Below are 382 nucleotides of genomic sequence, written 5' to 3'. Positions count from 1 at the left end.
GGGTGGGGTGCGGTTGCTGGACCGGGCGCGTGAGTGGCCGGAGGTGGGAAGGCTGCGTCGGGCGGGTGTGTCGTCGTTCGGGATCAGCGGCACCAACGCGCACATCGTCCTCGAACAGGCCCCCGCCGCGATCGAGCCGGTGAGCCGTCGTGACGTGCCCTCCGTGCTGCCGTGGGTGCTCTCGGCCCACGGCGCCGAAGCGCTCCGGGGCCAGGCCGAGCGGCTGGCCGCGTTCGTGGACGCCCGGCCGGACGTGTCCGCGGCCGACGTGGGTCTCTCCCTGGCTGCGGGTCGTGCGGTGCGTGGGCATCGTGCGGTGGTGGCGGGTGCGTCGCGGGAGGAGTTGTTGGGTGGGGTGCGGGCGTTGGCCCGGGGTGAGGGT

At 74.9% G+C, this 382-nt stretch carries 1 protein-coding gene; it reads left to right on the top strand.

Features of this window, described 5'->3' with window-relative positions:
* Window positions 1-7: 7 nt before the first annotated feature.
* Window positions 8-382 (top strand): ketoacyl-synthetase C-terminal extension domain-containing protein (locus IG94_RS42770; RefSeq protein ID WP_031048859.1); only part of this gene is annotated, 375 nt, incomplete at its 3' end.

This window comes from Streptomyces olivaceus (assembly GCF_000721235.1).
Taxonomy (GTDB): Bacteria; Actinomycetota; Actinomycetes; order Streptomycetales; family Streptomycetaceae; genus Streptomyces; species Streptomyces olivaceus.
Note: the sequence above shows the minus strand (reverse complement) of the source record. Positions and strands in the feature narration are given on the sequence as shown.